Source organism: Stenotrophomonas sp. (assembly GCF_050737575.1).
GTDB lineage: Bacteria > Pseudomonadota > Gammaproteobacteria > Xanthomonadales > Xanthomonadaceae > Stenotrophomonas.
Map to the genome: position 1 here is coordinate 701,245 of NZ_JBOHXW010000001.1, position 24,493 is coordinate 725,737.

The 24,493-nt window shown below is 63.5% G+C and carries 18 protein-coding genes; 9 read left to right on the top strand and 9 right to left on the bottom strand.

Annotated elements, in window-relative coordinates; translation table 11 throughout:
• Window positions 1-100 precede the first annotated feature (100 nt).
• Complete coding sequence (locus ACREP4_RS03165; protein ID WP_431594733.1) at window positions 101-1,816, bottom strand: alpha-amylase family glycosyl hydrolase; 1,716 nt, start codon at window positions 1,814-1,816, stop codon at window positions 101-103.
• Window positions 1,816-3,297 carry an MFS transporter gene (locus ACREP4_RS03170; protein ID WP_431594734.1) on the bottom strand — a complete coding sequence of 494 codons (1,482 nt, stop codon included), beginning with the start codon at window positions 3,295-3,297 and terminating at the stop codon, window positions 1,816-1,818. Before ACREP4_RS03170 ends, ACREP4_RS03165 begins: the two co-directional genes overlap by 1 nt.
• A gap of 185 nt (window positions 3,298-3,482) precedes the next feature.
• On the opposite strand from ACREP4_RS03170, the gene ACREP4_RS03175 reads away from it, so the two are divergent.
• Window positions 3,483-5,558 (top strand): glycoside hydrolase family 97 protein, encoded by a 2,076-nt coding sequence (locus ACREP4_RS03175; protein ID WP_431594735.1) that lies wholly within the window; start codon window positions 3,483-3,485, stop codon window positions 5,556-5,558.
• Between the two features lie 336 nt (window positions 5,559-5,894).
• Window positions 5,895-8,660 carry a TonB-dependent receptor gene (locus tag ACREP4_RS03180; protein WP_431594736.1) on the top strand — a complete coding sequence of 922 codons (2,766 nt, stop codon included), beginning with the start codon at window positions 5,895-5,897 and terminating at the stop codon, window positions 8,658-8,660.
• 493 nt (window positions 8,661-9,153) lie between these two features.
• On the opposite strand, the gene ACREP4_RS03185 is transcribed toward ACREP4_RS03180, so the two are convergent.
• On the bottom strand, window positions 9,154-10,767 hold the full coding sequence (locus ACREP4_RS03185) for an alpha-glucosidase (protein WP_431594737.1): 1,614 nt from the start codon (window positions 10,765-10,767) through the stop codon (window positions 9,154-9,156).
• A 190-nt stretch (window positions 10,768-10,957) separates the two neighbouring features.
• On the opposite strand from ACREP4_RS03185, the gene ACREP4_RS03190 reads away from it, so the two are divergent.
• Together ACREP4_RS03190 and ACREP4_RS03195 are read left to right on the top strand one after the other, a co-directional pair.
• Window positions 10,958-11,956 carry a polyprenyl synthetase family protein gene (locus ACREP4_RS03190; protein ID WP_431594738.1) on the top strand — a complete coding sequence of 333 codons (999 nt, stop codon included), beginning with the start codon at window positions 10,958-10,960 and terminating at the stop codon, window positions 11,954-11,956.
• A 4-nt stretch (window positions 11,957-11,960) separates the two neighbouring features.
• Entirely contained in the window at window positions 11,961-12,209 is a 249-nt protein-coding gene (locus ACREP4_RS03195) for a helix-hairpin-helix domain-containing protein (protein ID WP_431594739.1), read from the top strand.
• A 59-nt stretch (window positions 12,210-12,268) separates the two neighbouring features.
• Here ACREP4_RS03195 and ACREP4_RS03200 read toward each other — a convergent pair whose 3' ends face one another.
• From ACREP4_RS03200 to ACREP4_RS03215, 4 genes are all read right to left on the bottom strand, one after another.
• The gene (locus tag ACREP4_RS03200) at window positions 12,269-13,066 is read right to left on the bottom strand and encodes a dienelactone hydrolase family protein (protein ID WP_431594740.1); all 798 of its coding nucleotides are present in this window, start codon (window positions 13,064-13,066) and stop codon (window positions 12,269-12,271) included.
• Between the two features lie 249 nt (window positions 13,067-13,315).
• The gene (murD, locus tag ACREP4_RS03205) at window positions 13,316-14,755 is read right to left on the bottom strand and encodes a UDP-N-acetylmuramoyl-L-alanine--D-glutamate ligase (RefSeq protein WP_431594741.1); all 1,440 of its coding nucleotides are present in this window, start codon (window positions 14,753-14,755) and stop codon (window positions 13,316-13,318) included.
• A complete protein-coding gene (gene murL / locus ACREP4_RS03210; protein ID WP_431594742.1) occupies window positions 14,736-16,124 on the bottom strand; it encodes a UDP-N-acetyl-alpha-D-muramoyl-L-alanyl-L-glutamate epimerase in 1,389 nt (462 codons plus the stop codon). Before murL ends, murD begins: the two co-directional genes overlap by 20 nt.
• Before the next feature lie 75 nt (window positions 16,125-16,199).
• On the bottom strand, window positions 16,200-18,803 hold the full coding sequence (locus ACREP4_RS03215; RefSeq protein WP_431594743.1) for a bifunctional aspartate kinase/diaminopimelate decarboxylase: 2,604 nt from the start codon (window positions 18,801-18,803) through the stop codon (window positions 16,200-16,202).
• A gap of 375 nt (window positions 18,804-19,178) precedes the next feature.
• Between ACREP4_RS03215 and ACREP4_RS03220 the strand changes: the two genes are divergently transcribed.
• The 4 genes from ACREP4_RS03220 (at window position 19,179) to ACREP4_RS03235 (ending at window position 22,449) form a co-directional block, all read left to right on the top strand.
• Window positions 19,179-20,039: a PhzF family phenazine biosynthesis protein gene (locus tag ACREP4_RS03220; RefSeq protein ID WP_431594744.1), complete on the top strand. Its 861-nt coding sequence runs from the start codon at window positions 19,179-19,181 to the stop codon at window positions 20,037-20,039.
• Between the two features lie 311 nt (window positions 20,040-20,350).
• On the top strand, window positions 20,351-21,226 hold the full coding sequence (locus ACREP4_RS03225; RefSeq protein WP_431594745.1) for a PhzF family phenazine biosynthesis protein: 876 nt from the start codon (window positions 20,351-20,353) through the stop codon (window positions 21,224-21,226).
• Between the two features lie 49 nt (window positions 21,227-21,275).
• Window positions 21,276-22,073: a hypothetical protein gene (locus ACREP4_RS03230; protein WP_431594746.1), complete on the top strand. Its 798-nt coding sequence runs from the start codon at window positions 21,276-21,278 to the stop codon at window positions 22,071-22,073.
• Between the two features lie 16 nt (window positions 22,074-22,089).
• Window positions 22,090-22,449, top strand: a complete 360-nt coding sequence (locus ACREP4_RS03235; protein ID WP_431594747.1) for a 5-carboxymethyl-2-hydroxymuconate Delta-isomerase — start codon at window positions 22,090-22,092, stop codon at window positions 22,447-22,449.
• A 53-nt stretch (window positions 22,450-22,502) separates the two neighbouring features.
• Here ACREP4_RS03235 and ACREP4_RS03240 read toward each other — a convergent pair whose 3' ends face one another.
• Window positions 22,503-23,027: a hypothetical protein gene (locus ACREP4_RS03240; RefSeq protein ID WP_431594748.1), complete on the bottom strand. Its 525-nt coding sequence runs from the start codon at window positions 23,025-23,027 to the stop codon at window positions 22,503-22,505.
• Window positions 23,028-23,171: 144 nt separating this feature from the next.
• Between ACREP4_RS03240 and ACREP4_RS03245 the strand changes: the two genes are divergently transcribed.
• Window positions 23,172-23,555 carry a glyoxalase superfamily protein gene (locus ACREP4_RS03245; RefSeq protein ID WP_431594749.1) on the top strand — a complete coding sequence of 128 codons (384 nt, stop codon included), beginning with the start codon at window positions 23,172-23,174 and terminating at the stop codon, window positions 23,553-23,555.
• A 144-nt stretch (window positions 23,556-23,699) separates the two neighbouring features.
• Here the strand turns inward: ACREP4_RS03245 and ACREP4_RS03250 are convergent, their stop codons facing one another.
• Window positions 23,700-24,122 (bottom strand): hypothetical protein, encoded by a 423-nt coding sequence (locus tag ACREP4_RS03250; RefSeq protein ID WP_431594750.1) that lies wholly within the window; start codon window positions 24,120-24,122, stop codon window positions 23,700-23,702.
• Window positions 24,123-24,493: the final 371 nt, after the last annotated feature.

Here is a 24,493-nt window from a genome sequence, read left to right on the forward strand (position 1 = left end):
CTCACCCCAACCCCTCTCCCGCCAGCGGAGAGGGGCTTGGCGCCAGCTCTGATCGGTGCCCTCACCCCCAACCCCGCTCGCGGGAGAGGGGCTATGTTCGTCAGCGCTTCATTCGCTGCGTGCGTGTCTGCTGGTCCGCCATCGCCGCATCCAACTGCGCCTGCAGTTCGGACTGATTTACCTGCACATCGAGCACGAATACCTTGACGCCGTGCACTGGCACCTCGGTCTTCAGCGAACGCTTCACCGTCTGCGTGCCGCCGTCGAGTGCATCGCGCCATTGCCCCGGCTGCAGGTAACGGCTTACCTCGACCGTTTTCGCGGCATCGCCCTTGTTGAGCAACACCAATGCCGTCTGCGCGGTGTCACCGTGCTGAAGTACGCGATAGAAAACGGCTTCATCGCCATGCAGACGCTCAGTCACCTGCACGCCGCGCTGCAACGCAGGCGTCGCCTGACGTAGCCTGGCGATGCGCTGAAGCGGCGCGAAGATGGGACTCTGCGGCGCGGCATCTACACGCTGCTGGCCGAAATAGGCGCGGTTTCCAGCGTGCTCTGCACGGCTGCGCATGAAGCCGGTTTCAGAGCCGTAGTACAGCACCGGGATACCGCGCGCGGTGAACAACCAGTTGTGTGCATCGATGAAACCGCTGTCAGTTGCATCCAGACGCGCCATGTCGTGGTTGTCGTAGAAGCTCATCAGCTCATACGGATTGGCATAGGGACCGCCGGTCAGATGCAAGGGCTCGGCCAGCGTTTCAAAGCCTTTCTGCTCCCTGCCGAAGGTGGACGACAACGCACCACGCAGCGGGAAATCCAGCACGCTGACGTTGGCATTGGACGGCCAGGTGTGTTCTGCGATCTTGCCGGCGTCGTAATCGAAGGCTTCGCCAAACATGAACATGCCCGGGTGCTGCGCCCGAATGCGCTGCACGAACTCATGCCACCACGGGTGCGGCAGCCAACCGATGGTGTCGATGCGCAATGCATCCACGCCCTGCGCGGTCCACTGCAGATAGGCATCCACCAGGTAGTCCATCACCGCCGGATTGTGTTCATTGAAATCCGACAGCTCGGCGAGGTTGCCGTCGAAGATCGAGCCCTTGCTGCCGTCCACCGGGCCGATGTTGTTGTAGAAGGCGTGCAGCGGATTGTGCTTCGGGTCGAGTTTGTCCGGCGCCAGGTTCTGGTGGTCAGCGATGAGCGTGCCGTTCTTGTCGAAAATCTGCCCAAATTGCGGCTGGGTAACCGGCATGGTCCACGCGGGTGAGCCGTGGTTGCCAACGATGTCCAACACCACTTTCAGACCCGCCTCGTGCAAGCCTTTTGTCAGCCCACCGAAATCCAGATCGGCGCTGGGCAGGTGCTCGTCAAGTTTGTAGAAATTGACGCCCCAGTAGCCGTGGTAGCCGGTCTTGCCGCGATCAGTCAGCGTGCTGGTGCAATTGATGGGCCTGCTGCCGGTGAAGGCTTCATCCGGGTTGTCGATGATGGGCGTGATCCACACCGCGCCGAAGCCGAGATCGCGGATGTAGTCAGCGTTGTCCAGCACGCCCTTGAAGTCGCCACCGAGGTAGCCGATGTTGCCGTCTATCTTGTCCGGGCATGGCACCGGGATGTCGAAGGTACGGTGCGCGCCGCCCTGCTCGCGCTGGTCGTTGCTGGTATCGCCATTGACGAAGCGGTCGGTGACCACGAAGTACACCGCGTCACTGGCGAACGGCTCGGTGGTGCCGATGTAATTCGGCCGTTCAACCGCCAACGCTGCGCCGGAAGCCAGCACCAGAGAAACCGCAACAGACAAACGCTTGAACATCACACCACCTCCGATTGCGACGGAACCCGCAGTACACACAGGCCCGCCACGAACAGGCTGCAGCCACCCAATACCAATACATGCATCGGCACGCCGCCCAGCCAGGTACGCAGCGCAAACCCCAGCGCACTGGCCGCGACCAGCTGCGGAATCACGATGAAGAAATTGAAGATGCCCATGTACACGCCCATCTTGGTGGACGGCACGCTGTCGGACAGCAGCGCATACGGCAGCGACAAGATCGAGGCCCAGGCAAAGCCCACGCCGACCATCGACAGCAGCAGCCATTTGGGATCGCTGATGAACATCAGCGAGATCAGCCCCAACCCGCCCAGCCACAGATTGATGAGGTGGCTCCAGCGCAGGCCGAGCGTGCGCACCATCAGTGGAATCACCAACGCGGCCAGTGCGGCAAAACCGTTGTACGCACCGAACAGCACGCCGACCCAGTTGGCACCTTCGTTGTAGGCGGCCGACTGCGGATCGGTGGAGCCAAAATGCGTGCCGGCAACGGCGGCGGTGGTGTAGATCCACATCGCAAACAGCGCAAACCACGAGAAGAACTGCACCCATGCCAGCCGCCGCATCGTCACCGGCATGCTGCGCAGGTCACCGACGATGGTCGCCAGCATGTGGGTGCCGGGCACGACGCGGGCCACGCCCAGCAGCAGGCCGTAAGCGGCACACAATCCAGCCAGCACGTACAACATGCGGTCGCCTTGCTGCCACGCGATCATGCCGGCCAGCACTGCTCCCAAACCCAGCCAACCCAAGATGCGGCTCCACTGCGGCGAGCCCACCACCGGTGCGGCTGCGTGCACTGCGGAAGGCTCGGCATCGTCGAAACTGGCCAATTCGGCCGGCGAATACTCACGCGTGCGGATGACTGTCCAGGTAATCGCCGCCAGCAGCACCACCGCGCCGAAATAGAAGGCATAGCGAACGGTATCGGGCACCTGCCCTGCTTCGGCGGTATTGGCCACGCCGAAGTGCGCCAGGATGAAGGGCAGAAAGCTGGCGACAATGGCGCCCACGCCAATGAAGAAACTCTGCATCGCAAAGCCGCGTGGGCGTTGCCTGGGCGAGAGCTGGTCGCCGACAAAGGCACGGAACGGCTCCATCGACACATTGATCGAGGCATCCAGCACCCACAGCGTGCCCGCCGCGATCCACAAAGTCGGCGAATTGGGCATCACCAGCAACGCCAGCGTGGTGAGCACCGCGCCGATCATGAAGAACGGACGGCGACGGCCCCAGCGGGTCCAGGTGCGGTCGGACAGGTAGCCGATCACCGGTTGCACCAACAAACCGGTCAACGGCGCGGCGATCCATAAGCCCGGCACCGCATCCATCGGGGCGCCAAGCGTCTCGAAGATGCGGCTTGCATTGGCGTTCTGCAGTGCAAAGCCAAACTGGATGCCCAGAAAGCCAAAGCACATGTTCCATATCTGCCAGAACGACAGCTGCGGTTTGCTTTTCATCAAGCGCTTCCCCCCTCCGGGAATCACGGATGCAATGTCTGCGCGGATGCGCCGGGCCATGGTAGAGGCGCGCCTGCGGATACGCACCGCTGGTGCATACGTATTCAGTGCCCGCAGCCCCCATGACGCCCTGCACCAACGGAGATAGTGATGGCACCTGCCTTCCGTACCCATACCCGGAGTTGATGACCGACATGGCCCAATCGCGCCCTGCCTCGCCGTTGTTTCACCTGAAGCTGGCCTTCGCCCTGCTGCTTGCCGGGCCGCCGGCCGCACATGCCGACGACCTGGCCCGCATCACGTCGCCCGGCGACGTACTGACCGTCACCCTGGAATCGCAGCACGAAGGCCGCCTGGCTTACCGGATCGAGCGCAAGGGTGAGGCGGTGATCGCCCCTTCGCGGCTGGGCATGTTGTTCAACGACGGTCGCCTGGAGCGCAACCTCGTGCTGACCGATCAACAACGCAGCAGCGCGGATGACACCTGGGAGCAACCGTGGGGCGAACGCCGGCTCACCCGCAATCACTACAACGAACTGCGCGCCAGCGTCGCCGAGAAGCCCGGCGGCGGACGCCAGCAGGGCCGCCGCTTCGATGTCGTGTTCCGCGTGTATGACGACGGCGTCGGCTTCCGTTACGAATTCCCGCAGCAACCGGCCATGCAGCAGGCACAGATCAATGCCGAGCTGACCGAATTCACCCTGGCCCGGCCTGCCACCGCATGGTGGATTCCCGCCTTTGAATGGAACCGCGAGGAATACCTGTACCACCACACGCCGCTCAATCAGATCGGCACCGTGCAGACGCCGTTGACCCTGCGCAGTGACAACGGTCTGCATCTGTCCATCCATGAAGCGGCGCTGGTGGACTATGCGGGCATGAACCTGGCACGCGGTGATGGCGATGTACTGCATGCCGCGCTCACACCCTCCGGCAATGGCGCGCCGGTGGTACGCACGCTGCCTTTCAATACGCCTTGGCGCACCGTGCAGATCGGCGAAAAGGCCGGCGATCTGGTCGAATCCAGCCTGATCCTCAACCTCAACGAGCCCAATGCCATCGGCGATGTGAGTTGGTTCAAACCCGCCAAATACGTGGGTGTCTGGTGGTCACTGCACCTGGAGACCGAAACCTGGGCCACCGGCCCCAAGCACGGCGCCACCACCGCCAATACCCGTCGCTACATCGACTTCGCGGCAGCCAACGGCTTCCGCGGCGTGCTGGTGGAAGGCTGGAACCCGGGTTGGGATGGCGACTGGTTCGCCAACGGCTGGGGCTTTGACTTCACCCGCGCAACCGCGGATTTCGACCTGCCTGCACTGGCCCAGTACGGTGCCAGCAAGGGCGTGCATTTGATCGGCCACCACGAAACCGCCTGCGCGGTCAGCCACTACGAACGACAACTGCCGGCTGCGCTGGACCTGTATGCAGGCAATGGCGTGGACGTGATCAAGACCGGCTACGTCTGCGATGCCGGCGACATCCAGCGCCAGGACACCGCCGATGGCCCGGTGACGCGCGAATGGCACGAAGGCCAATGGATGAGCAACCACAACCTGCGCGTACTGCAGCAGGCGGCGGAAAAACACATCGCCATCAACTCCCACGAGCCGATCAAGGACACCGGCCTGCGCCGCACCTGGCCGAACTGGGTGTCGCGCGAAGGCGCACGCGGCATGGAATTCAACGCCTGGGGCAATCCGCCCAACCCACCCGGCCACGAAGCCACGCTGGTGTTCACCCGCATGTTGGGCGGGCCGATGGATTACACGCCCGGCATCGTCAGCCTGAAAGGCCGCAACGGCCTGCCCCTTCGCAGCACGCTGGCCAAGCAGCTGGCGCTGTACGTGGTGTTGTACAGCCCGATCCAGATGGTGGCCGACCTGCCCGAGCATTACGCGCAGCACCCGGAGGCATTCCAGTTCATCAAGGACGTTGCCGTGGACTGGGAAGAAAGCCGCGTGCTGAATGGCGAAATCGGCCAATACGTCACCCTCGCCCGCAAGGCGCGTGGCAGCGACGAATGGTTCATCGGCAGCGTTGGTGATGAACAACCGCGTGCACTGCAGGCATCGTTGTCGTTCCTCGATCCCAAGCGCCGCTATCGCGCCGAGATCTACCGCGACGGCGACGGTGCGAACTGGGAAACCCAACCCTTCGCCTTTGTGCGCGAAACCCGCGAGGTTCGCAGCACCGACACGCTGGCCCTGCCTCTGGGCGCTGGCGGCGGCGCAGCGGTGCGCCTGGTGCCAACGGATTGAACCAAAGCACCTGTAGGAGCCGCCTTGGCGGCGAAGCGGGTGAAGCCGGATCCGCAAGGACGATGCGCAATTGCAGATATTCCGGCCGTTGCGTCGGCAACAGCTTCGCGGCCTGGGCCGCTCCTACCGGCACGGGCCCTTTCCAAAAGCGTTTTCAAGGCATTCCATCACCGCAAAACCCATTGAATACGTATGCAGGGCGATTCCGCCGCGTTGCCCGCTGATTACCATGCGAGGCATGTCGCAATCAGCCGTATCACCTCGGCGACAAGTGCCCTGATCACATTTGGCACGACAAAAAAAAAATTATCCGACGACATTACCTGGGAGGGGAAAATGTTGAACACCAAGCGCAATCTGTTGAGCGTGGCGCTCGCCTCTGCAATCACGCTGACCACCGTCAGCGTGCACGCGCAGACCGCGGACGATACCGCCAAGAAAAAGGCCCAGGCCACCGACCTGGATACCGTCACCGTGACCGGCATCCGCCGCGGCATCGAGAGCGCGATCTCGGTCAAGCGCGATTCCAGCTCCATCGTCGAGGCCATTTCGGCCGAGGACATCGGCAAGCTGCCGGACGTCAGCATCGCCGAGTCCATCGCCCGCCTGCCCGGTCTGGCCGCACAACGTGTGGCGGGCCGCGCCCAGGTCATCAGCGTGCGTGGCCTGTCGCCCGACTTCGCCACCACCCTGCTCAACGGCCGCGAAGTGGTCAGCACCGGCGACAACCGCAGCGTCGAGTTCGATCAGTACCCGTCGGAGCTGATCAGTGGCGTCACCGTTTACAAAACGCCGGATGCCGGCCTGGTTGGTCAGGGCCTGTCCGGCACGCTGGATCTGCAGACCGTGCGCCCGCTCAGCTACAACGAGCGCGTCATCGCCGTCAGCGGCCGCTACCAGAAGAACTCGCTGGGCGAAGCCGCCGGCGAAGACCCGTATGGCAGCCGCCTCAACTTCAGCTATGTCGACAAGTTCGCCGACAACACCATCGGCCTTGCCATCGGCGTCTCCCACTCGGAGATGTCCAAGCAGGAAAACCAGGTCGGCCTGTACGAACCGTGGCAGGAGCTGGGCGGTGATGGCTGGCGCCCGGGCGTCGCCGCCGGCACCTACTACTCCGATGGCATCAAGGCCCTGCGTCGCACCGGTCATGCAAAGCGCGACGGCGTGATGGCGACGCTGCAGTTCCGGCCCAACAACAGCTGGACCAGCACGCTGGACGCTTTCTACACCAAGGCCAAGGAATACGACACCGCCAACCAGATGGAGATCCATCTGGGCGACTACAACGGCGGCTACGACAGACTGAACCTCACCGACGTAGTGGTGGGCAGCAACGGCAGCTTCGAGAGCGGCGTTGCCCACAACGTGTATCCGCTGGTGCGCGGCATGTACAACAACCGCGAAGACACCATCAAGGCCATCGGCTGGAACAACGAATTCAACTTCGGTGACGTCCGCGTGGTTGCCGACGTCAGCTGGTCCAAGGCCGAGCGTGATGAGCTGAATCTGGAGAACAACCTGCAGCTGTTGCCGGCACCTGCGCTGGATTCGGTGGCCCTGAACTTCGCTGGCGGTAAGTTCCCCCAGTTCACCCCGGGCCGCGACTACTCCGACTACAGCAAGCTGTTCCTGACCAACACCATCTACGGCTCGGGCTACGGCAAGACCCCGCATGTGGATGACGAGCTGAAGGGCTTCAAGCTGGCCGCCACCTTCCCGGTGCCGGAAGGCTTCAACTGGTTCTCCGACTTCGACATTGGCGTGAACTACGCCGACCGCAGCAAGAACAAGACCCAGGCCGAAGGCAACATCAACCTCGGTGCGCAGGGCATCACCAGCATCGCCGCCGACCTGCAGTACAAGCCGGTGAACCTGGGCTTTGCCGGCGCCGGTTACATCCCAGCCTGGAACGTGCCTGCTGCGGTCGGCCGCTACATGGTGTTCAACCCGACCACCACCGAAAGCTACCTGATTCCCAAGCAGTGGACGGTGGACGAGGAAATCACCACCACCTTCCTGCGCGCCAACATCAGCACGCAGATTGGTTCGGTCCCGGTGCGCGGCAACATCGGCATCCAGGCGCAGCACGTTCGTCAGTCATCCAACTCGAATTACTGGGACGGCGGGCAGCCGGTCGGCAGCCAGGTGATTCCGATCAAGGATGGCAAGAGCTACATCGATTTCCTGCCCAGCCTGAATTTGGCCTTCGAGCTGCCGGCAGAGAACACGGTGCGCTTCGCCCTGGCCCGCCAGGTAGCGCGCCCGCGCGTGGATGAACTGCGCGCGTCGATGGAATTCGGCGTGGACACCAACAAGGGCGAGCCCGGCGCCAGCGGCGGCAACCCGAATCTGGATCCGTGGGTGGCCAACGCAGTCGATTTGTCCTGGGAAAAATACTTCGGCAACAAGGCCTACGTGGCTGCAGCCGTGTTCTACAAGGACCTGAAGACCTACATCTACACCGAGAAGCGCGACGGCTACGATTTCACCCAGCAGGTGGACGCGTGGCTGCTGGCCAACGGCATCAGCCTGCCGCCCGGCATCGTCGTGGACAAGACCGGCACCTACACCGCGCCATTCAACGGCAATGGTGGCAGCCTGCGCGGTGCCGAGCTGACGGCTTCGCTGCCGCTGGATCTCTTCTTCGACGGCCTGCGTGGCTTCGGTGTGGTGGCCAGCGCCAGCTTCAACGACAGCGACATCAAGATCAAACCGGACCCGGCCACCACGTCCAGCGTGGGCAGCGAACCGATCATGCTGCCGGGCCTGTCCAAGCGTGTGTACAACTTCACCGCCTACTACGAGAACAGTGGCTTTGAAGTGCGCTTGAACCAGCGCAAGCGTTCGGACTTCATCGGTGAGATCGGCAACTTCAACGGCGCCCGCACGCTGCGTTACGTCAAGGGCGAAGACGTGCTGGATGCACAGGTGGGCTACAGCTTCGGCGACGGCACGATGTTCAAGGGCCTGAGCCTGTTCCTGCAGGCCAGCAACCTGACCAACTCCATGTACGAGACGTATGCCGGCACCAAGGACCGTCCGCTGGAAACCGTGGAATGGGGCCGCAGCTACCAGGTGGGTGTGAACTACAAGTTCTAAACCGTTCTGATTGGAAGCGTATTGAAGGCCCGCTGCTTTTGCAGCGGGCCTTTTACGTTGTGAACAGGCCCCACGTTTCCCGTATTCCAGCAAGGAATGGCTGAAGCTTGTTACGACCAATACCTTGACCACCTGGTTGTTGTTGTTGCTGTTGTTGCTGCTGCTGCTGCTGCTGCTGTTGCTGCTGCTGTTGTTGCTGTTGAAGTTATGCCGTCATTCCCGCGCAGACGGGAATCGCTCTGGCCTTCGGGCTTTTGGCTTTTGGCTTTCCCTTCTCCCGCTTGCGGGGGAAGGTGCCCGGAGGGCGGATGGGGGAGCTTTGGTTTTGGCTTGCTTTTAGAAGCGCCCTCACCCCAACCCCTCTCCCGCAGGCAGGAGAGGGGCTTGAGCCAAGGCCAAAGCCAAAGCCAAGGCCAAGGCCAAGGCCAAAATCAAAGCCAAAAAAAAGGCGGAGATGCTATCTCCGCCCGCACAAAAGAGAGAACAACAAAACTCAGCTGCGGCGCGCGCAGTACACCGCGTGTCCAGGCAGTACCAACTCGCCAGCCTCAACAACACCCGCCACCGGACCCGGCAACGCCAAGGCCTGCCATTCACCCGCAGGCAGCGCATGCCGCACGGCCTCGCCCGACAGATTGAAGGCCAGCAACAAGGTCTCATCGCCAGACTGGCGCTCGAACAACAACACTGGCTCAGCGCTATCAAGGAAACGAATCGCACCCTCGACCAAGGCCGGATGCACCTTGCGCCATGCCAGGAACGCACGGAACGCATGCAGCACCGAATCACTGGTCGCTTCCTGCGCCTGCACCGACAAAGCCTGATGCTCAACCGGAATCGGCAACCACGGTTTGCCTTGGGTAAACCCTGCCAACGCACCGTCGGTCCACGGCATCGGCGTGCGGCAGCCGTCGCGGCCCTTGAAGTTCGGCCAGAAGGTGATGCCGTACGGGTCCTGCAGCGCCTCGAACGGCACATCGGCCTCGCCCAGGCCCAGCTCTTCGCCCTGGTAGATGCACACCGAACCACGCAGTGAGCACACCAGCGCGGCCAGCATTTTCGCCAGCTGCGGATTGGCCGGGTTGCCGCCCCAGCGCGTCACCGCACGCTGCACGTCATGGTTGGACACCGCCCAGCATGGCCAACCGTCCAGCATGGTGGCTTCCAGCTTTTCCACCGTGCTGCGGATGTACTGCGCGCTGTAATCATCCACCAGCAGCTCGAAGCTATAGCCCATATGCAGGCGGCCTGGTGCCGTGTATTCGGCGGTGGTGGCCAGCGAGTCTTCCGAAGAAATCTCGCCCAGCGTCACCGCGCCCGGGTACTGGTCCAGCAACGCGCGTAGGCGCTCCAGGAAGCCGATGTTCTCCGGCCGGGTGTTGTTGTAGTAGTGGTACTGGAACGCATACGGGTTGTCCGGGCTGAAACCACGGCCCACGCGCTGGTCTTCCGGCTTGGGCGGGTTGTCGCGCAGCTGCGCATCGTGGAAACAGAAATTGATGGAATCCAGACGGAAGCCATCCACGCCACGATCCAGCCAGAATTTCACGTAATCCAGCGTTGCCTGCTGCACCGCCGGGTTGTGGAAATCCAGATCCGGCTGCGAGGACAGGAAGTTGTGCAGGTAGTACTGGCGGCGGCGCGGCTCCCAGCGCCAGGCCACGCCGCCAAAGATCGACAGCCAGTTGTTCGGCGGCGTGCCGTCCTCGCGCGCATCGGCCCACACATACCAATCGGCCTTGGGATTGTCGCGGCTCTCGCGACTTTCCTTGAACCACGCATGGTCCACCGAGGTGTGGCTGAACACCTGATCGATCATCACCTTCAGGCCCAGCGCATGCGCCTTGGCCAGCAGCCGATCGAAGTCGGCCAGGTTGCCGAACAGCGGATCCACATCGCGCTGGTCAGCGATGTCGTAGCCGAAATCGGCCATCGGCGACTTGAAGAACGGCGACACCCAGATCGCATCCACGCCCAGCGAGGCGATGTAGTCCAGTCGCTCGATGATGCCCGGCAGATCGCCGACGCCGTCAGCATTGGTGTCCAGAAAGCTGCGCGGATAAATCTGGTAGATGACGGCACCGCGCCACCAGGAAGTCTTCAACATTGGCCGCCCCCTCCGGGCTTCATTGCCCCCAAAGGGGCCACAAAACGTATGCCGGCCAGCTTAGCGGCGGCGCTTTGCCGGTGGTGATGCTTGCATACGTATTCACTGGCAACAGCCCGGCTGCCAGCCCTTCGCGCCAGTCTTTCGCCCGCACCGCCTATAATCGGCCGGTACCCCAAGAAGCAACCGTATGAGCCTCGTCGAAGATCTCCGCCCCGCGCTGGGCCTGCCTGCCATCCAGACCCTTGCCGCACCGGACATGGCGGCTGTCGATGCCTTGATCCGCCGGCGCCTGTCCTCCGACGTGATCCTGATCAACCAGATCGCCGACCACATCATCTCCGCCGGCGGCAAACGCCTGCGCCCGATGCTGGTGATGCTGGCCGGTCATGCGGTCGGCGGCGCTGGCCCGGAGCACCACCAGCTGGCGGCGATCATCGAGTTCATCCACACCTCCACCCTGCTGCACGACGACGTGGTCGACGAATCGGACCTGCGCCGAGGCCGCAGCACCGCCAACGCACTGTGGGGCAACGCCCCGAGCGTGCTGGTGGGTGACTTCCTGTACTCACGCAGCTTCCAGCTGATGGTCGAGCTGGACCGCATGCCGGTGATGCGGATCCTGGCCGACACCACCAACCGCATCGCCGAAGGCGAAGTGCTGCAGCTGCTGCACGTCCACAATCCGGACACCGACGAAGCCGCCTACCTGCGCGTGATCGAGCGCAAGACCGCCGTGCTGTTCGCCGCCGGCACGCGCCTGGGCGCACTGGCCACCGGCGCGGACGAGCTCGTGCAGCAGAAGCTCTACGACTACGGCATGAACCTGGGCTATGCCTTCCAGATCGCCGACGATGTGCTGGATTATTCGGCCAATGCTGAAGAACTTGGCAAGAACCTCGGCGACGATCTGGCCGAAGGCAAGGCCACGCTGCCGCTGATCCATGCGATGGCCCATTCCGACGAGGCCACCCGCCAGCGCCTACGTGAAATCGTGCAGAACGGCGACGCCAGCGCGATGCCGGAAGTGCTGGCCGCCATCCATGCCACCGGCGGGTTGGAATACAGCCGCACGCGTGCCGTGGAATACGCCGACGCCGCCGAACAGGCATTGTCCGGCCTGGCCGAATGCGACGCGGTCGCCGCCCTGCGCGGTCTGGCCCGTTACGCCGTCGAACGCAGCCACTGATCGCATGGTGGCGGGCAACGGCTTCAGCGACGAAGAACGCGCCGTGTTGCTGGCGGTGAAAGGCGTCGGCGCCACCGTGGTGGCACGGCTGGAACAGATGGGTTTCCAGTCATTGGCACAACTGGCCGATGCCGAGACGATGGACATCGTCAGCCAGGCATCGGCCATGCTGGGCAGCAGCTGCTGGCGCAACAGCCCGCAGGCACGCGCGGCAATCAGCGGCGCAATAGACGCTGCAAAGAGCCGCCTCTGAAGCCGTAGGCTGGGATGCAATCCCAGCCTGGGTTTGTCGTGACCACGCGCTCCGGCGGATCAATCGCCCAGACGTTCTTCCAGGAAGTTGTCCATCATCTTCCAGGCACGCTTGGCCGCACGCGGGTCGTACAGGCAGCCCGGCGGGCTGTTGGCATCGGATTCGGCGAAGCAATGCACCGCGCCGCTGAAATTGACGAACTGCCAATCCGCGCCCGCTCCGTCCATTTCCTTGCCAAATGCGGCGATGTCATCGCCGGTCACGCCCTGATCGGCCGCGCCGTTAAGCACGAGGATCGGCACTTTGCCGCTCCCGGCTGCGGCCGGCGCTGACGTGGACAGCCCGCCGTGCAGACTGACCACACCGGCCAACGGCATGCCCGCGCGCGCCATTTCCAGCACGGTGGTGCCACCGAAACAGAAACCTACCGCCGCGATATTCGCCACGTCCAAGGGTGCCCTGCCTGCTTGTGATTTCAACGCTTCCAACGCCGCATTGGCACGGGCACGCAGCACTGCGCGGTCATCACGCAGGGGCTTGGACGCAGCAGCGGCTTCGGCATTGTCCTTGGGCCGTACGTTCTTGCCGTACACATCGGCGACCAGCACCACGTAATCGTCGCCGGCAATCTGTTCGGCCTTGGCCACGGCGGATGCGTTGACGCCGCGCCAATTGGGCACCATCACCACGCCCGGGCGGCGTGCATCACCTTCGTCGTCATAGACCAGCACGCCACTGAAGGTCGTGCCTTCGTGCTGCCATTCCAGCGGACGCTGCTGCATTTTTGCGAAGGCAGGCAGGGCTGCGGACACGCACAACGCCAGTACTGCCAACTGCCACTTTCGTGCTGCTTGCATGGGAGTGCTCCGGTTTGCTGGGTTTGGCTGGAGTCTACGGCTCGGGGTGTTCCTGAGCTAGAAGCTTCCCCTCACCCCAACCCCTCTCCCGCTCGCGGGAGAGGGGCTCGGATTGCGTAGTGCATTAGCCCCTCTCCCGCTTGCGGGAGAGGGCTCGGATTGCGTCGGCTCGTAGTGCATTAGCCCCTCTCCCGCTTGCGGGAGAGGGGTTGGGGTGAGGGGAAGCTTCTAGCTAAAGAAACCCAACCCTCAATCCACGCCCAATCCCGGAATCGCACTGATGCTGTCCGGATCAAACCCCGCTAGCTCGGCGAAGTGGCGACCGCGCGCCACATAGTCTTTGTACGCACCAAAACTGGGCGCTCCTGGCGACAGCAACACCACGCCGCCCTGCTCGCCCAATGCGGCACGCGCCAGTTCCACGGCGTGCGGCAGATCACCGGCGGCATGCAGACCGAACCGACCTTCGTCGGCCAGCGGTTGCAGCAGCGCGTGGATACGCGGTCCGTTATTGCCCATGGTCACGATTTCCACCGGCGCGTTGTTGCGCATGTGCTCGGTGAAATCCTGCCACTCCACGCCGCGATCATGCCCGCCAACAAGCAGTGCAATGCGCTGTCCGGCAAAACAATCCAGCGCCGCCAGCGATGCGTGCGGCGTGGTGCTGATGGAATCATTGACCCAGCGCAGGCCGTCGCGCTCGCCCAGCAGCTGCAGGCGATTGGGCAACGGGCGGAAGCTCTGCACCGCCGGCGCCAAGGCCACCGCATCCAGCCCCAGCGCTTCAACGGCAGCCAACACCGCACACAGGTTGCCGCGATTGTGTCGGCCAGGCAGCGGTGTATTTGAGGTATCAAACACCGCTTGCGTTCCGCGATGCACGACCTCACCCACCATGTGCCAGCCATCGGGCTGGTTGAACCAGATGATCTCGCTGTGCGGCAGCTGCAAGTTGCGCAGATGTTCGTCGGCGGCATTAAGCACCGCCACACGCGGGTGGCCGCCAGTCACCAGCGACAGTTTGTCGTCGATGTAACGCTGCTCGCTGCCGTGCCAGTCCAGATGCTCGGGAAAAATATTCAGCACGATGGCGACGTCAGGCCGCGTACCGCTGCGCGCCACTTCGCCGGTCTGGTAACTCGACAACTCCACCGCCCAGTAGTCTGGCGCCGGTTCGACATCCAGCACTTCCAGCAACGGCAGGCCGATGTTGCCGACCAAACCAGTGCGATGCCCCGCCGCGCGCAGCAGGTGCGCCAGCAGCGAGGTCGTGGTGCTCTTGCCCTTGGTGCCAGTCACGCACACGGTGTTGGGCAGGTTGCCGTTGGCATCGGCGTGCTCGCTGAACCACAACGAGGTGCCACCGATGAACTGCGTCCCCTGCGCCAGCGCCTGCTGTGCTTCGGGCTTGTAGGGACTGATGCCAGGCGACTTGATCACCACGTCGAACGCGGCCAGCAGCTCGCCACTGATTTCGGTTTCAACACGCAAGTACGCATCGCCAAGCGCAGTTACTTCAACGGCTTCCGCCGCAGAACAAAGCACGGTCAGACGCGCAGGAAACCGCTCTTCCGATTCCCCATTCCCGATTCCCCATTCCCTTTCACGCAACGCGTGATAAGCCGCGCGTCCTTCACGTCCCCAGCCCCACAGCGCGACGCGCTTGCCTTCAAGCTGCGAAATTCGCACGCAGGCGCTCCCACAATGCTGCCGGAATACGGTGTTCGCCGTCGATGACCATCAATGGTTCGATCTGCAGTTCTTCAGCGGAGAGCGTTGGTTGGATCAGGCTGGCGAAACGCTTCACCAACACGTCTTCCTTCCACTCCGGGCGTGCCGCCAAGGTCGCCATCGCGGCACGCGATTCCTTGCCCTCGCCCACGCACTCGAACGGCTTGTGGTCCTGGAACTCCAGCAGCGCGTCGTAGCCGCCCGCCTGCTCGCTGTCGTCCAGCAGGTTGCGACCAAAAATACGCACCAAGCGCATCTTCGGCATGAACGGCGCCAGCGCCAGGAACACGAAGTGGCACTTCGGGCAGACGCCGCACCAGCGGTTCACCGGGCGCTCGCCGAGGATGTGGAAATTGCGGTTGCAGCTGGAGAAATGCGCGTCGTAGAAATCGGTCTTGGCGAACTGGCGGGCCACGGCAAGTTCAGACAACGGACGCAGCAACGAGTAGTAATTCAGGTCGGCGGCAACGTGCTGCTGCACGTATTCGCCAAATGCCTTCTCGAACGCCCAGCCCTTGGACCACTGGTGATTGACCTCGCCGGTGCCGGGAATCTGGCTGCCATAGCTGGCCGAGCGCTCGTTGGAGAATACGACTTGGTCTACGCCCTGCACCAAGGCGGCCAGCACCATGATGGCCGAGTTCACGGCGGTCACCGGAATGTGTCCATTCCATGCGCCCTGACGGTTGAGCTCGAACAATTCCGGCGCCAGCGTGCGGCCGATGTTGAGCGTCGCCAGGCCAGTGCGTTCGGCGCAGGCGCGGATCAGCTGCGAGCCGCCAATCCAGGTCACGGTTTCGGCCACGCCAGCATTGCGCAGCGCTTCGATGCTGACCAGCGAATCCTTGCCGCCACCGATAGCGACGAGGGCGTGGTGGGTCAACCCGAGCGAAGGCGCCTTGCTCCCCTCTCCTGCATGCGGGAGAGGGGTTGGGGGTGAGGGCAGCGAAGCCACCGGCAGCTTGAAGCGGCCGCGCAGGTTCAAGCCGTTGCGATACGCAAACTCGCCCAGGCCGTTGAGGTACACCGCTTCCACCAATGCAGCCGTTTCTGCATCGATCGCATAGCTGTCGATGCTCACCAACGCCGGCACCGCCGCCTTGTAGTAGCTCACGCCCGCGATCAGGTGCAGCAGTTGCACTGCGCGCTGCACCGCTGCCGCGCGTTCGCCTTCCAGCTGGAACGGCGCACCCGGCACGGTGACGGTCTCGGTCAGTTCCGGGCCGTCGTCGAAGGCGTAGACCAGCCGCGCCACGCCAGTGTCCGCAGCGAAATCGCAGCGGACGAAGCGGAAACGGGAAACCTGGTGTTTATCAAAAGCTGTCATGGCGTATCCGGGAAGCAGGCAAGTCGTTACGCGGGGTCGCGCAACGACAGAGGTTTTCGCAGGGAGCAGACGTCATCACGCATCGATGATGTCCTCGCGCGGCAGAGCGCGCTGGTTGTAGGTACTGGCCATGCTGAAGCCATAGGCGCCGGCATCGGCAATCAACATCACATCGGCCGGCGTGGTGGTGGACGGCAGCTTCACCCGCTGCGCGAACACGTCGCTGGATTCACAGATCGGGCCGACCACGCTGAAATCCACATCGCGCACATCGTCCAATCGCGACAGGTTGGCGATGTCGTGCCACGCGTCGTACAACGCCGGGCGCAGCAGCGCGTTCATGCCGGCATCCAGGCCGACGCGGCGCACGCCATCCTTCTCCACCACCTGAGTGGCATGGGTCAGCAACACGCCGGATTCGGCCACCATGAAGCGGCCCGGTTCAATCGCCAGCTGGAACGCCGGATGCACGGTCTTGATCTCAGCCAGACCAACGGCCCATGCATCCAGATCAAACGGCTCGTCGTCGTCGCTGTACGGCACCGGCAAGCCGCCGCCGATATCGAGAATTTCCACGCTGCCGATGCGGCGTGCGAAGCCCGCCATTTCATCGACCATCTGCTTCCAGTGGCCACTGTTCTCGATGCCGCTGCCCAGGTGTGCATGCACGCCGGTGATGCGGATATCCAGCGTGCGCGCGGCGGCAATGAATTCGTCCACGCGCAGCGCGGACAGACCAAACTTGGACTCCTTGCCACCGGTGTTCACCTTCTTGTGGTGCCCGTCGCCGTGGCCCAGGTCGATACGCAGCCACAGCGAGCGGCCACGAAACACGTCCGGCCAGCGCTGCAGCAACTCGACGTTGTCCACCGTGACGGTGACGCCACGCGCCAGCACCGCTTCGTACTCGCTGATCGGCGCGAAGCTTGGCGTGAACAACACGCGCTCGGGCGCGATGCCCGGCACCGAGGCAAACACCAGTTCCACTTCGCCCTGCGACACGCATTCCAGGCCGAAACCTTCAGCGGCAAGCGTGCGCAGGATTTCCGGATGCGAGTTGGCCTTGATCGCGTAGAAGCGGCGGTCGATGGCGCTGATCGCCTTCAACTGGCGCGCGCGCTCACGCACTTTGTCCAGGTCGTAGATGTAGGCCGGCGTACCTTGTGCGGCCAGTTCCAGCAGCTTCTGCCGCTTGGCCGGCGCCTGCCACCACGGCGTCTGCCGCGGGCGGATGGTGCCGATGATTTCGCGCCAGCGCGGGCCGAACACCTGCTCTTCGTAAACCGGCATCGCGCCGCTGTCGATCAATTCGCCGTGCAGGATCGGCAGCAGGCCGTCGGCATCGGCTTCATCAATGACGAAGGTCAGGTTCAAGTCGTTGGACGACTGCGAAATCATGTGCACGCGCTCTTTGCCGAACGTGGCCCACACGTCGGAGAGCTTGTACAGCAGCGAGCGCATGCCGCGACCGACCAAGGTGATGGCCGCGCACGGCACGATCACCTTGACCTTGCAGATCTCCGACAGGTCCGCCGACAACGCGGCCAGCACATCGGTATTGACCAGATTCTCGGACGGGTCCAGCGACACGGTGACGTTGGTCTCGGCCGAGCCGATCAGGTCCACCGACAGACCGTGCTTCTTGAACAGGTTGAACACATCGGACAGGAAGCCCACCTGCTGCCACATGCCGATGCCTTCCATCGACACCAGCACGATGCCGTTGCGGCGGCTGATTGCCTTCACGCCCGGCACCGGCTCGGCGCTGCCGTCGATGCTGGTGCCCGGCATGTGCGGGCGCTCGGTATCGAGGATGGCCATCGGCACGCCGGCATCGCGGCACGGTTTGATCGAGCGCGGATGCAGCACCTTGGCGCCGGTGGTGGCGATTTCCTGCGCTTCGTAATAGTCCAGACGGGTAAGCAGACGCGCGTCCGGCACATCCTTCGGGTTGGCGCTGAACATGCCTGGCACGTCGGTCCAGATTTCAACGCGGCTGGCGCCCAGCAATGCACCGAAGTAGGCCGCCGAGGTATCGGAGCCACCACGACCGAGGATGGCGGTGCCGCCGTCTTCGTGGCGGGCGATGAAGCCCTGGCTGATCAGCATGCGGGTGGGCTGCGCCGAGAACCGCTGCTTGAAGTCCGCCTCGCCCTGCCAGTGACAGTTCACCGACAGACGCTGCGACCAAGCGGTTTGATTCGGTGCCGGCGGCAGCGCGCGCAGCCACTGGCGCGCATCCATCCAGCCAAAATCCAGGCCGTTGCTGCGCAGGTACGCCGCGCCAACGCTGGACGACAACAACTCACCCTGGCCCAGCACTTCGGCCTGCCAATCCAACGGACGGCTGGCGGCGCGCGGATCATCCAGCAGCGCCTGCAAGGCGGCCAAGCGGTCGGCCAGCACCTCGGTGCCCAGCTCCAGCTCGACCAGGAATTCGTTGTGACGGGCAACCAGCGCGACCACGCGCTGCCGGCTGTCGGCGGCGCCATCGGCAATGGCGGTCAATTCATTGGTGACGCCCGACAGGGCCGACACCACCACCAGCACCCGGCCACCCGTCTCGTCCGCCCGTTTTTTCGCCAGTTCCCCGATCGTGTTCCAACGATGACGACGGGACACCGAGGTGCCACCGAACTTGAGGACGATCCAGCGATCAGCAATTGGGGAAGCGGACATTGGCTTTGGGGGTTCACTGATGGAAGAAAGACCCGACGACGCGGGCGGAACCCCCGATTCTAAGCCAAGCCCACCCGGGCCGGACCGCTGATTTCGGCCGATACCATCGCTGCGGCGCCCCTCTCCGGGGCGGAGAAAGTAGCACTTGAAACGAATCGGGTCATCCATCCGCCTACTCTCGAATGTAGGCGCGGCCTCGGCCGCGAAGCCCGGAACGTGTTGGCACCCTGAAACCCTGCGATCTGGAAGCCCATCGGCTTCGTGGCCAAGGCCGCTCCTATACGGGCGAGACGACATTCCTGCACATGCCACCGTATGGAATCGCCGGACAGGTGCGCTGGTAAGCTTCCCTGCCCCGTCTGGAACAGGTTTGCAATGTCCGCACGTCGCTATCTGCAATTGGATGTATTTTCCGCCCGTGCCGGCGCGGGTAACCCGCTGGGCGTGGTCGTCGACTGCGACGGCCTGGATGGCGAAGGCATGCAGGCCATTGCGGCCTGGCTGAACCTCTCCGAGACCATCTTTTTCCTGCCGCCGGACGACGGCGCCAGCTACCACATCCGTATTTTCACGCCAAAGGGCGAGCTGCCGTTCGCCGGCCATCCCAGCGTGGGTGCGGCATGGGCGGCCGTGGAACTGGGGCTGGCTACTGCCGATGATGAAGGGCGTTTGATCCAGCAATGCGCAGCCGGGCTACTGCCGGTGCAGGTTCAGGGCGGTCGCTGGTTCCGCCAGATCAAGGTCCGCAGCCCGAAAGCCGAGCGCCGCGACACCCCGCTGACCCATCTGCCCGAAGGCCTGACGGCATTGGCGTACCCGGGACAGTCGCCGGCGCTGTGGAACAACGGCCCGGACTGGTGGCTGCTGCAAGCCAGCAGCGAAGCAGCACTGCGCCGCTACAAGCCCGAGTTCACCGCCATCGCCGCCCTGCCCGCCCGCGGCAAGCTGGCCGCCTTCGCCCCTGCCGATCGGCCGGACGTGGGCTATCAATATGTGGTGCGTGCCTTCGCGCCGGGCGTGGGCGTCAACGAGGACCCGGTCACCGGCAGCGCCAACGCGCTGGTCGCCGCCCACCTGCTGGCCGAAGGCCGGATCAAACCCGGCGACCAGTACCTGGCCAGCCAAGGCCGCGAACTCGGCCGCAATGGCGAAGTGCGGGTGGAGATTGATGCGGAATCCAATATCTGGATCGGTGGCGAAGTGCAGCAGGTCATCAGCGGCCAGATCGAGTGGTGAAGTGGCGTCGCACGCACATCAACAGATCGTGCAGCCCTCCCTTCTCCCGTTGACGGGAGAAGGTGCCCCGAAGGGGCGGATGAGGGAAAGCGGGCGAAGCACGCACGCTTTTGTCTTTGGCTTGACAGGCTACAACACAGAAAGCACAGCGCAAGCGGACTGTGTCCGCTCCCCCTCTCCCCAACCCCTCTCCCGCAAGGGGAGAGGGGCTTGAGCAACAGCAACAGCAACAACCACTACAACAACAGCAGCAACAACAGCAACAGCAACAGCAACAACCACTACAACAGCAACCGCCTTCGGAACTCCCCATGACCACCCGCCGCTTCCTGCAACTCGATGTCTTCGCACCCCGCCCTGGCACCGGCAATCCACTGGCGGTCGTGCTCGATGCCGAAGGCCTGGACGATGTCGCCATGCAGGCCATCGCCCGCTGGACTCGCCTGCCTGAAACCACTTTCATCAGCGCGCCCATCGCGCCGGGCAGCAGCTACCGCATCCGCATGTTCGCGCCGCAGAAGGAAGTGCCGTTCGCCGGCCATCCCAGCGTCGGCAGCGCGCACGCCGTGCTTGAAGCCGGGATCGCCGCGCCGGTCGATGGTCAGTTCATCCAGGACGGCATCGCCGGGCAATTGCCGCTGCGTGTCAGCCAGCACAACGGCGTGCGCACCATCGCCATCCGCACGCCGCGCGCATCGGTGGCCGAAGTCGTCCGCGCCGATGACCCGCGCCTGCAGCCGGCCATCGTCGGCTGGCCGCTGGGCAGCTTGCCGCCCGCACTGATGGACGGCGGCCGCCGTTGGTGGGTTGTCGAAGTTGCCGATGAAGCAGCCCTGCGCAAGCTCACGCCCGACTGGGACGCCATCGCCACCTTGGCCGAAGCCACCGGCGCGATGGGTGTGTTTGCCTATGCGCGCAGCACGGGCGAAGGCTATCAACTGGTCGTGCGCGCCTTCGTCGGCAACGGCCGCCGCTTTGAAGATGCCGCTTCCGGCGCGGCCAATGCGGTGCTGGCCGCGTGGCTGGACGAACGCGGCGCCCTGCCCAGCAGCAACAAGCGCTACACCGCCAGCCAGGGCCGCGAGGTCGGCCACGATGCGCTGCTGGAATTGAGCATCGACGAACACGGCGATGTCTGGTCCGGTGGTCAGGTGCAGACCGTCATCCAGGGAACCATCGACTGGTAACGCAAGTCACAGGCTGCTCGACATTCCGTCCAACGACAGGAAACAGGCAATGCGCAAATGGATGTTGCTGAGCGCGATGGTGTTCACCTCGGTGGCCAATGCAGCCAACGCCAGGACAGCGCCCGAATCACCTCGGGCACTGTTTGTCGGCAACAGCCTGATCTACGTTGGCAATCTGCCGGCGACCTACGCAGCGCTGAGCCAAGCCAATGGCCAACCGCTGCACAGCCAGATGATCGTCAAAGGCGGTGCGAGGTTGAACGAACGCCTCGTCGATGGCTCCGTGCAACAGGCATTGCGTGAGCAGCGCCCCGCGATTGTGGTGCTGCAGGAACAAGGCGGCACCTTGCTGTGCATGCCCGACAAAACCGCCTGTACGCAATCGCAAGCAGCGCTGAAAGCCCTGGCGAGCGCTGGCCGTGACAGCGGCGCGCGCGTCTTCCTGCTTGGCAGTTACCAGAACCATCCCGGCGCATCGGCCGAACTGGTCAAACGGGAAGCGGCCGCCGCCGAGCAGGCCGACATTCCCTATGTGGAAATTTCGGAAGCCCTGCGCAACGCATCTGCCATTGCGCCCGAACTGCAATGGTATGACGCCGACGGCATGCATCCTGGCCCGGCACTCACGCTGTTGGACGCCATCCAGCTCCATCACGCAATTCACGGCCGCTACCCGGAACGTGGCTTTGTGGTTGATGCGCCCATCTACCTGCCGAAGAGCGGATTGGACACCGAGCTGCGGGACGCCAACGCACCTCCACCGCTGAGCGACACGCCGATGCACATCGAATACTCCGATGCTGACGTGCAGCGCATCAACGCGCTGCTGCAAGCAACCCATCGCTGATCAGGAATCCATCGCAATGCCGCACCTCACCCTCGAATACAGCAACAACCTCGCCACCGCGATCACACCCGCAGTGCTGCGCGCGGCCAATCAAGCATTGATGCGCACCGGGCAATTTCAGGAGATGGATATCAAAACCCGCGCGATCGGTTTTGACCTGTTTGCCATCGGCACCGCCGACACCGCGCGTGGCTTCGTCACCGCGAAGTTGTCCATCCTCAGCGGCCGCAGCGCAGAAACCAAACGCGAGATCGCGCAGACACTATTGGCTGCGTTGGAAACCGCCATTCCCGCCGATGGCTGGGAGCTGCAAACCAGCGTCGAGATCCTCGACATCGACCGCGACAGCTACGCCAAGTCCTTGCGCAACGGCTGAACTGTTGGACAGCCGCGACCGTCAAACGTCCGTCTCGCAGGTACCGGCTAGCTCTACTGCTTGAACTTCACTTTCGCACCATCGAGCAACGGCATATACGCATCGGTTGAACGCAATTTGAGGTCGACCCAGAAGGTCATTTCCTGCAGACCCGGCACCATTTTCGAGAACTTCGTATTGACACTGAATTCAAAGCGTACCGGGCCTGTACCGTGAAGCATCTGCCGCTGCAGCTCGCGTAGCCGGTGCGCGCCTTCAGGCGCCAACGCCAGTTCGTAGGTAGTGACCGGAATGTCGGCACTGAACATACCTGCACTGCGTTTTCCCTCGGTGGTGCCCAGCAGCCGCAACGGCATGTCCGCCACGTTCAATGGCTCACCCTCGCTCTGCAACTCCAGTTTCAGCCGGGTGCCGCCTATATCCACCTCATTACCGCGCGGCACAGACACCTTGACCCGCACTGCAGCGGGATCAAGCTGATGCAATGCCTTTTCGTCAAACGAGGAAAATCGCAACGCGGTAGACAACGGGATAGAGGCACAGGCCGATACAAGCAACAGACAGGCGACCACCAACATCCGGAAAAGCGCTGCAGGGAATTGCATCAAAACACCTCCTTGATGGCCACGGCGTGCTCGCTCCATGGATCGCCCCGGGCGAGTGCATCCTTACGATCGACATCGTGCCACTATCCGGTTGGCACCGCACCCCGGATCACTCCCATGATCACTTCCCGCTTCCACTCGATCTCCCCCTTCCTTGGCACGGACGACTTGCCCGCTGCACTGGCCTTCTATCAGGACAAGCTGGGCTTTGATCTGGCGTGGGAATGGGGCAGTCCGCTGGAAGTGGCGGCGGTGTGCCGTGACCAGGTGGAGATCACCCTCACCTGCCGCAGCGACGCCAAGCCCGGCGGCATCAGCCGCATCTACATCAGCATCGATGCCATCGACGATTACCACGCCCAACTGCAACTGGCGGGCGTGGCGATTGATGTCACCATCGGCGACCGTCCGTATGGCATGCGCGATTTCAGCGTTGTCGATCCGGCCGGCAACGTGTTGACGTTCGGCGAGCCGCTGCCGCAGGCACAGCCGGCCTGTTGAACACAGGCACACTTCGTGGGAGCGGCTTCAGCCGCGACGCTGACAGAGGGCAACCACGACCAAAGCGACATGCAATTGCCGCCCCTGGCAAGTCGGCTCATTGGCGGATGCGCAGGACAGCGGACTTCTACGACAACCTGCTGCTCAAGATTTCACATCGCGCCTGCGCGCCAGCAGGTAGCCCAGCCACGCAAATGGCAGGTAGGCGAGCACAACGTCCAGCACTTCAAACCAACGCGGCGCCGGCAGCATGAAGCAAGCGGCCACGCCGCCGGCCAGGAACAACACGCCGATCAGCAACGCCGGCACCCGACTCAGCCGTCCAACGACCCACGTCGCCACGAACGCGCCTGCCAGCGTCCCCAATGCATGGGCCAGGAACGGAAACACGAAGTGGGCCGGGCCAAGCAGCGGCATGGCCGCCTGCAGCCCTTCGGTGGTGCTGGTATCGACGCCGGGCGGCGATGGGATGAGCTGACCGCCGAGCAGGATCAAGCCCATGTTCACCGCGCTGCCGGCGATCAAGCCCAGCACGACCGCCAGCAGCCCTTTCAGAAATGCACGCATCGCCCCTCTCCCCTGACGTCCGATGAGGCGCCAGTATGAGCCGCCTGAAGGTGCCTCGCATGCCGGTCTGCAGCATCGTCCTTTTGCGGAGCACCCCGCCTCACTCACGCGCTGCTGGGCTATCACGGCAGCCGCCACTGCCGCACGGTCCGTCTTCGTATCCAGGTTCGTACCAGGTCAGCTGGAACTCCGCTCCGGGCAATAGCGGACGCTTGGATGGAGTGGTGCTTTGGGCTTTGGGCTTTGGGCTTTGGGCTTTGGGCTTTTGGCTCTGGCTTTTGGCTCTGGCTTTTGGCTCTGGCTTTTGGCTCTGGCTTTTGGCTCTGGCTTTTGGCTCTGGCTTTTGGCTCTGGCTTTTGGCTCTGGCTTTT

Excerpts from the sequence above, each read along its gene's own strand:
- murL (WP_431594742.1), bottom strand. The coding sequence starts at position 16,124 with ATGACAGCTTTTGATAAACACCAGGTTTCCCGTTTCCGCTTCGTCCGC.
- ACREP4_RS03230 (WP_431594746.1), top strand. The coding sequence starts at position 21,276 with ATGCGCAAATGGATGTTGCTGAGCGCGATGGTGTTCACCTCGGTGGCC.
- ACREP4_RS03250 (WP_431594750.1), bottom strand. The coding sequence starts at position 24,122 with ATGCGTGCATTTCTGAAAGGGCTGCTGGCGGTCGTGCTGGGCTTGATC.
- ACREP4_RS03245 (WP_431594749.1), top strand. The coding sequence starts at position 23,172 with ATGATCACTTCCCGCTTCCACTCGATCTCCCCCTTCCTTGGCACGGAC.
- ACREP4_RS03200 (WP_431594740.1), bottom strand. The coding sequence starts at position 13,066 with ATGCAAGCAGCACGAAAGTGGCAGTTGGCAGTACTGGCGTTGTGCGTG.
- ACREP4_RS03240 (WP_431594748.1), bottom strand. The coding sequence starts at position 23,027 with ATGTTGGTGGTCGCCTGTCTGTTGCTTGTATCGGCCTGTGCCTCTATC.
- ACREP4_RS03195 (WP_431594739.1), top strand. The coding sequence starts at position 11,961 with ATGGTGGCGGGCAACGGCTTCAGCGACGAAGAACGCGCCGTGTTGCTG.
- ACREP4_RS03185 (WP_431594737.1), bottom strand. The coding sequence starts at position 10,767 with ATGTTGAAGACTTCCTGGTGGCGCGGTGCCGTCATCTACCAGATTTAT.
- ACREP4_RS03220 (WP_431594744.1), top strand. The coding sequence starts at position 19,179 with ATGTCCGCACGTCGCTATCTGCAATTGGATGTATTTTCCGCCCGTGCC.
- ACREP4_RS03165 (WP_431594733.1), bottom strand. The coding sequence starts at position 1,816 with ATGTTCAAGCGTTTGTCTGTTGCGGTTTCTCTGGTGCTGGCTTCCGGC.
- ACREP4_RS03180 (WP_431594736.1), top strand. The coding sequence starts at position 5,895 with ATGTTGAACACCAAGCGCAATCTGTTGAGCGTGGCGCTCGCCTCTGCA.
- ACREP4_RS03175 (WP_431594735.1), top strand. The coding sequence starts at position 3,483 with ATGACCGACATGGCCCAATCGCGCCCTGCCTCGCCGTTGTTTCACCTG.
- ACREP4_RS03170 (WP_431594734.1), bottom strand. The coding sequence starts at position 3,297 with ATGAAAAGCAAACCGCAGCTGTCGTTCTGGCAGATATGGAACATGTGC.
- ACREP4_RS03215 (WP_431594743.1), bottom strand. The coding sequence starts at position 18,803 with ATGTCCGCTTCCCCAATTGCTGATCGCTGGATCGTCCTCAAGTTCGGT.
- ACREP4_RS03235 (WP_431594747.1), top strand. The coding sequence starts at position 22,090 with ATGCCGCACCTCACCCTCGAATACAGCAACAACCTCGCCACCGCGATC.
- ACREP4_RS03190 (WP_431594738.1), top strand. The coding sequence starts at position 10,958 with ATGAGCCTCGTCGAAGATCTCCGCCCCGCGCTGGGCCTGCCTGCCATC.
- ACREP4_RS03225 (WP_431594745.1), top strand. The coding sequence starts at position 20,351 with ATGACCACCCGCCGCTTCCTGCAACTCGATGTCTTCGCACCCCGCCCT.